Genomic DNA, 7,375 nt, shown 5'->3' on the forward strand with positions numbered 1-7,375 from the left:
AAGCTTTCCAAAACACATTGCGCAACCGGCGCAACAGGCACGACCGAATGACAAGGTAACACATAGATGAAACAGGCCGCTTTCAGAACCAACCCGGTTAGCCTCGAAGAACTGCTGCGCCTCTGTGCTAGCGGGAAGATTCAGTTGCCTGATTTCCAACGCAGCTGGGTCTGGGATGAGGAGCGGATCAAGGGCCTCGTTGCGTCCATATCGCAAGCCTTTCCCGTGGGCGCGCTGATGACATTGGAAATGAAATCAGGCACCGCCGAAACCTTCGCGCGCCGTCCGGTCCAAGGGGCGCTTGCGTCTGCCGTAGATCAGGTGCCCGATCAACTCTTGCTCGATGGTCAGCAGCGCATGACCTCTCTCTACCAAACCTGTATGCGGCGCGACGTGGTGCAGACCGTCACGCCGCGGCTGAAACTGGTGGATCGCTGGTTCTACATCGACATCCGCGCCGCTTTAAATGGCGACGTTGATCGTCAAGATGCCATCATCAGCATCCCGAAAGACCGCAAGGTTAAGTCGCCTTTCGGCAAGGTCGTCGATCTCGACCTCTCATCGACCGAACTTGAATATCAGAACCTGATGTTCCCTCTGAACCAGGTCTTTGACTGGGACGAATGGCAGGACGGCTTCAACGACCATTGGAACACCAGAGAGAATCGTGACCTGTTCCGCACCTTCAAGAATGAAATCCTTCAGAATTTCAAAAGCTACCAGGTCCCCGTCATTGCGCTCAGCCCCGACACCTCGCACGAGGCAGTCTGCCTCGTCTTCGAAAAGGTGAACACCGGCGGCAAGCCCCTGGACGCCTTCGAATTGGTCACCGCCATGTATGCCGCCAAGGGTCACCGCCTGCGTGACGACTGGCTGGGCGCCGAGGGCAAACCAGGAATGCAGCACCGCCTCCAAGTCTATGGGCGGGCGGCGGAGCAGAAGTTCGGCGTTCTGGAAAAGGTCGCCAGCACGGATGTTTTGCAGGCCATTGCCCTCGTCCACGGCGCGCAGAACCGCGAAAAGGAAATCGCAGAAGGGCGAAAGGACAGTGAGCTGTCCGCTGTTCGCGCGTCGCGCCAGTCCCTGCTCGACCTGCCACTGTCCGCCTATCTCGAGCATCGCCACGCAGTCGAGGAAGGCTTCAAGACAGCCGCGAAATTCCTGCGCCAGCACCACATCTACCGTGTCATCGACTTACCGTATCAGGGTCAGCTTGTCCCCTTTGCTGCCGTACTCGCGCGGATCGGCGCCAAGTTCGATCATGCCACCGTCAAAGAAAAACTGGCCCGCTGGTACTGGTGCGGCATATTTGGCGAGCTTTACGGCGTGGCTGTGGAATCCCGCTTTGCTAAGGACATTCTAGAAGTTCCCGCCTGGCTCGATGGCGGGCCCGAACCCACCACGATCACTGAGGGCCGCTTCCGCCCTGAACGACTGCGGACCATGCGCACGCGGCTGTCGGCGGCCTACAAGGGCATCCACGCCCTTTTGATGAACGAGGGCGCCATCGATTTCCGCTCCGGTAATCCCTTCAACGCTGCGGTCTTCTTCGACGAGTACGTCGATATCCACCATATCTTCCCGCAGAAATGGTGCATCGACGCGAAGATCCCTGTCGCCACCTACGACACCATCATCAATAAGACGCCCCTGGGCTACAAAACCAACCGCATCATCGGCGGCGCTGCCCCGTCCGCCTATCTGGCCAAGCTGGAAAAAGGCAACGCCGACGCCCCGCCGATCAATCCCGCAAATCTTGACGCATACCTCGCCAGCCATGCCATCGACCCCGCACTGCTGCGCGCCGACCGATTTGTCGACTTCATGGCCGACCGCGAAAACCGTCTGCTGGCGCTGATCGCTGCGGCGACCGGCCACGCGATTGCCCGAACCGCACCTTACCCCGAGGACGGGCAGGACGTGCCCCAAGATGACGAAGGCTTCGATCTGGCCGACACCACCACAGAGGAAGCCGCGTAATGGCCAAGAAACCCATCGAGGTCGAAACCCTCACCCATGACGCCACGCGCAAGAATATTCCGACGGCCGAGTTCGAGTCGATCATGCGTGAGCAGGACAAGACGCCGATCCAGCTGGCGTACGAACGCCGAAACCGCGATCTGGACCCGCAGTTGGTCTGGCGCGGCAAGGATGAGCAGGACTGGTCCGACCTGATCGTGCAGGCCCCGCCGCTGTATATTCAGGAAAAGGTCCACCCCAAGGTCATCATCGACGACCTGAAACGCGAATCCGCCAACCGCGCCAAGGCAACCAAGGACGCCCCACAGTTCGACATGTTCGCCGATTTCAACGGCCTGCCTGACGCCGAAGCCGCGACCGAGTTCTACCAGCACGATCAGCACTGGTCGAACCGGATGATCTCGGGCGACAGCCTGTCGGTGATGGCCAGCCTCGCCGAGCGTGAGGGGCTGCGCGGTCAGGTGCAGTGCATCTATTTCGACCCGCCCTATGGCATCAAGTTCAACTCCAACTTCCAGTGGTCCACCACCTCGCGCGATGTGAAGGATGCCCGTTATCCCTTTTACCTGCTGGCCGACAGCGTGGATGGCCAGCGCAAAGAGGGCGAAATCACTCGCACCCCGCCCAAATCCAATCCCACCCAAGGCAGCATCCGCCAGGGCTTCGTCTATGAGCGCGTACCGCACATCACGCTGAAGAGCATCGCCAACAACGCCGAGATCGACGTGATCTGGGACCGTCTGCAACCCGCCGTCGAGGATGCAGTCGCCACACTGAACGCCGCCCTCTCCGGCCACCCCACCCCGTTCAAGGTGGAAACCGGCGGCCGCGCAGGTGCAAAGATCGACTTCCGTGCCACCGGCGGAGTGAAACTGCTTTCCGGCGAAATGGCCCCCGCAGGCGGCCTGATGGAATGGGAAATCCCGCGCGAGGCCCCTTCCGACTGGCCCGCCACTGCACAATCGGCGCTCAGAACCTTCTGGACCGCCCGCATCACCGGCGCAGGCAACCTGTTCGTGATCTTCGGCGAACCGGACATCCGCATCGCCGATGCTGGCGACGGCCTGGTGACAGTCCAGGTCTTCGGCGTGGACGTGTTCAAGCCCCAGACCGGTTCGGTGGAGAGCGAGGGGACGGACGGCATCGCCCTGTGGATGCTCGACACCGACTACAACGAGGAATCCTTCTTCGTCCGCCACGCCTATTTCCTCGGCGCCAACGATCCCTACAAGGCGCTGAAAACCACGCTGAAGGCTGAGATCGACGAGGAAGCCTGGGAGAGCCTTTATTCCGACACCTCCCGGCCGTTCGCAAAGCCGCAGTCGGGACGTATCGCGGTGAAGGTGATCAACCATCTCGGGGACGAGGTGATGAAAGTATTCGCGGTGGAGTGAGTGATGGCAATCAAGCGACTAAAACAAGCTGACTGGGCCGATGACATCGCCGAAATACAAAACTCAGCAGGCAACCCACTTTTCAAGACGGTCGAGTTGGATTGGTCCAGACCCAAAATTTGGTCGAAGGATATGCGCGTTCCTGATTTCGATACCGAAGAACCGTTCCTTTACGCTCTTGTTCGCAACCATGGTAATTCAATGACAAAGGACCACATTGAATATATCGGCTTGACGAAATCGCCATCAACTCGATTTGGAAACCACAAAACTGCCAAGGCCATTGTCAATAAGCGGGGCTCAGTTAGTTTCAGTTATGCTCCCGTAGATTTCATAAAGGGAAAGAACAAAATCGATAGAATATCCCGGGCTCTGGAAGAGATCGAGCATCTTCTGATTTGGGCTGTTGGCAATGAATTGGAAAACCAGAAGAAGATGTTTACCCTACCAGGCTTGGGAGTAAATGGGGGGAACGCTTGGCAGATTTTCAACAAAGGCTACAGATTTAGTGGAAGAATGCCGATGGAGATAGTTTTTCCATGGATGCTGGTTCGGCCCGGCCGTGATTTGACCCTAAAGTAAAGGCCCATAGCTTGGAATTCCGGATCGCCGACACCTTCACCGACAGCCTGGCTCGCCTGACCTCGCAGGAGCAGAAGGTGGCCAAGACCACGGCCTTTGACTTGCAACTCGATCCGTCCTCAAACGGTCTGTCGTTTCACAAGCTCGACCGCGCCAAGGACACGAACTTCTGGTCGGTCCGAGTGAATGCCGACATCCGGATCATTGTCCACCGCACGGCCTCCAGCATCCTGTTGGTTTATGTCGATCACCATGACGACGCTTACAAATGGGCTGAACGCCGCAAGATTGAACGCCCCACCCGACGACAGGGGCGATGCAACTGGTCGAGGTGCGCGAGCGGGTTGAAGAGATCGAAATCTTTAAGCCCAAAGAAGCACCTGTTGCTCCGGCACCCGCCGCAAAACCAGCAGTCAAGTTGTTCGACAACCTGCGCAAATTCGAACTGATGGCCTTTGGCGTGCCGGAGGAATGGGTGAACGATGTCCGCGCGGCCACCGAGGACACACTGTTCGACATCATCGAACACCTGCCGCAAGAGGCGCAGGAAGCCCTGTTGAAACTGGCCGTGGGTGAAAAGCCGCTTCCTCCGGAGCCAGCGCCCGCCCTCGCCGATCCGTTTGCCCATCCCGATGCCCAGCGTCGTTTCCGGGTGCTGACCAATGCCGAAGAACTGAAGCAGGCGCTGGATTACCCCTGGGACAAATGGGCGGTCTTCTTGCATCCCGCTCAGGCCGAACTGGTCGAAAAGTCCTTCTCCGGCCCGACCCGTGTGTCCGGATCGGCGGGAACGGGCAAGACCATCGTGGCGCTGCACCGCGCTGTACATCTGGCGCGCGCAAACCCCGGCTCGACCGTGCTGCTGACCACCTTCTCCAGAGCGCTAGCCAATTCCCTACGGGTCAAATTGGCCAGCCTGGTGGCAGGCGAGCCATCGATTGCCGCCCGGATCGTCGTCAAAGCGATCTCGACGGTTGGCTATGACCTCTATTCCGAACGGTTCGGCCAACCCCAGATCGCCGCGCCCGCGATGATCCGCTCTCTTGTCACCAAGGCGGCATCAGAGATCGAAGGTCACCGCTTCTCAACCCACTTCCTTGTCGGAGAATGGGAGGATGTTGTCGACGCCTGGCAACTGCGGTCGTGGGACGAGTATCGGGACGTGTCTCGCCTTGGCCGCAAGACCAGGATCGGCGGCAAACAGCGCGAATCCCTCTGGTCCATCTTCGAGCGGGTGCGGGCGGGCTTGGTGGAACGGCGCATTGTCACGTGGTCGGACGTGTTCGGGCGATTGACAGATAGTTTAGTGGGAAAGTCTGCTCGTCCGTATGATTTCGCGGTCATCGACGAAGCTCAAGATCTGGGTGTGGCTGAAGCAAGGTTTTTCGCCGCGATGGCGGTGGGTCGTGGGGACGGGCTATTCTTTGCTGGAGATCTCGGCCAGCGGATTTTCCAGCAGCCGTTTTCGTGGAAGGCGCTAGGCTTGGACGTTCGTGGCCGGTCCTTCACCCTGCGCATCAACTATCGGACATCCCATCAAATCCGCCTTCATGCCGACAGGCTTCTTCCAACAACAGTCTCAGACGTCGACGGAAACGCAGAGGGAAGGCGTGGCACAGTGTCGATGTTCGACGGGCCACCGCCGATGGTCGTGGCCTGCGCCGATGCTAGCAATGAGTGCAGCGTCGTCGGCGACTGGATCAGCGCACGGCTGAAGGATGGCTGCTCGCCAAGCGAGGTGGGCGTCTTCGTGCGGTCCGATGCGGAACTGAAGCGCGCACGGGCTGCCGTGAAGGCCGCAGGTGCGAGGGCCGTTGAACTGAACGACAAGGTCGAAGTCGAGAATGGCGCTGTCGCCATCAGCACGATGCATTTCGCAAAGGGTCTGGAATTCCGGTCAGTTGTCGTCATGGCCTGCGACGACGATATCATTCCCCAATCGGATCGCATCGAGTCAGTGGCCGACGATGCAGACCTTGAAGAAGTCTACAACACCGAACGGCACTTACTTTATGTCGCATGCACACGTGCGCGCGACCATCTGCTGGTAACGGGCATCACGCCGGTGTCCGAGTTCGTCGATGACTTCCTCAAAGGGTCCTGATCAGACCAATTGATCAGGCCGTATAGCAGCTTGATGAAAGCTGAGACCCCCCTGGCTTGGTTCCTCCCCGGCCCCAAACGTATGCGGGGGGGCGCAGCGCGGCGTTTCGCTAGCGACTGGCTTTTTCACCGGGGAATCCAGGCGGAAGCCACTTAGCGAAGGCCAGCCGTGTAAAGGGCCAGATATCAGTGGCTTACGGAATCACGATCTGGCCAAGCTGGATTCTTTTGCGGAATCCACCCGAGCCAGTTTGCGGAAGCCACTTGGTGGAAGCCACCCGCGTCGGAAGCCACCCCATGATCCGACCGTCTGCGCGTAGAAAGTGCCGCGCCCATAGAGCGCGGCACCTGCATCGTGGTCGTCAGGTTCGACCGGTGTACTTGTCCAGCAGCCCCTCCAGCAGGGCCATCCGTTCGCCGCTGAAATCGCCAGGCTGGGGCGTGGGGCCTTGCATCGAGCGGACAAAGAACTGGCGGAAGTCCTGGCGCTCGGCGCACCAGGCCAACAGCTTCACGCCCTGCGGCGGGTGTACGAGGGCCAGCGGCAAGACGGTGCGCGTGGTCTTGTTCCCGTCGAGATCGGTGTAGCTGAAGGCCACCGGCTCAGACGCACGGATCGCCGCATGCAAAATGGTAAGATCGGCCGCCGCCGCTGCAGGGACATCATCCGGCCAATAGGCAGCAGGTCGCACGTCCAGCATCTGGTAGATGCGACCCAACAATCCTGCCTCGGGATCGGTTTCCGCCAGTCGCGCCAGTGCGGCATTGGCCGCTGCCGCCGTGATCGGGTCGCAGTCACGACAACTCTGGCGACCATTGTCGAAGCCATCGGCATCGGCTTCCAGCGCGGCACGCATACGAACTGGCAACTGGTCCGCAATGACTCGACCGGCGCGCCGACCCTCGTGGATCTCGGCGCCGGGTTGGAAGCTGTCCGCACGGCACCCACCGTCTATTCCTGGAGCGAGCAATTGCGATCGCAGCATCAGTTGGGTGAAATGTTCGCAATTTCCCTGCTCAAAGCTGTCGGCTGCGGTTTCCGCGCGTTTCTGATCCTGCGTGGCTACTATCCCGCTGTTTTCGCACGTGGTTTCCGTCCGTTTGTTGACCTATTGTTGACCCGCCGAGAAGAACGCAAAAAGCCGCCCGTTAGGGCGGCTCTTAAGCGGTTGTATTCGCTAGTAAAAACTGGTTGCGGGGGCAGGATTTGAACCTGCGGCCTTCAGGTTATGAGCCTGACGAGCTACCGGGCTGCTCCACCCCGCGCCGGTGTTCCCTTTGATTGTGTATTGGGAACGTAGGTTTCAGCGTTGGAT

Annotated in this window: 6 protein-coding genes and 1 tRNA gene; 5 read left to right on the plus strand and 2 right to left on the minus strand. The window is 59.5% G+C overall.

All coding sequences use genetic code 11. From position 1 onward, the window contains the following. The first annotated feature begins 66 nt into the window (after positions 1-66). The 5 genes from ACFOGH_RS20015 to ACFOGH_RS20035 are packed head-to-tail and all read left to right on the plus strand — an operon-like array spanning position 67 to position 6,060. Entirely contained in the window at positions 67-1,980 is a 1,914-nt protein-coding gene (locus ACFOGH_RS20015) for a GmrSD restriction endonuclease domain-containing protein (protein WP_380074968.1), read from the plus strand. Beyond that, the gene (locus ACFOGH_RS20020; protein WP_380074969.1) at positions 1,980-3,374 is read left to right on the plus strand and encodes a hypothetical protein; all 1,395 of its coding nucleotides are present in this window, start codon (positions 1,980-1,982) and stop codon (positions 3,372-3,374) included. Before ACFOGH_RS20015 ends, ACFOGH_RS20020 begins: the two co-directional genes overlap by 1 nt. 3 nt (positions 3,375-3,377) lie before the next feature. After that, a complete protein-coding gene (locus ACFOGH_RS20025) occupies positions 3,378-3,956 on the plus strand; it encodes a hypothetical protein (RefSeq protein WP_380074970.1) in 579 nt (192 codons plus the stop codon). A gap of 11 nt (positions 3,957-3,967) precedes the next feature. After that, a complete protein-coding gene (locus tag ACFOGH_RS20030; protein WP_380074971.1) occupies positions 3,968-4,405 on the plus strand; it encodes a type II toxin-antitoxin system RelE family toxin in 438 nt (145 codons plus the stop codon). Continuing rightward, positions 4,405-6,060 carry a 3'-5' exonuclease gene (locus ACFOGH_RS20035; RefSeq protein WP_380074975.1) on the plus strand — a complete coding sequence of 552 codons (1,656 nt, stop codon included), beginning with the start codon at positions 4,405-4,407 and terminating at the stop codon, positions 6,058-6,060. Before ACFOGH_RS20030 ends, ACFOGH_RS20035 begins: the two co-directional genes overlap by 1 nt. 361 nt (positions 6,061-6,421) lie before the next feature. On the opposite strand, the gene ACFOGH_RS20040 is transcribed toward ACFOGH_RS20035, so the two are convergent. Further along, complete coding sequence (locus ACFOGH_RS20040; protein ID WP_380074972.1) at positions 6,422-6,760, minus strand: WYL domain-containing protein; 339 nt, start codon at positions 6,758-6,760, stop codon at positions 6,422-6,424. A 488-nt stretch (positions 6,761-7,248) separates the two neighbouring features. Then, positions 7,249-7,325, minus strand: a tRNA-Met gene (locus tag ACFOGH_RS20045). Positions 7,326-7,375: the final 50 nt, after the last annotated feature.

The organism is Cypionkella sinensis (assembly GCF_042646385.1).
GTDB classification, from domain to species: Bacteria; Pseudomonadota; Alphaproteobacteria; order Rhodobacterales; family Rhodobacteraceae; genus Cypionkella; species Cypionkella sinensis.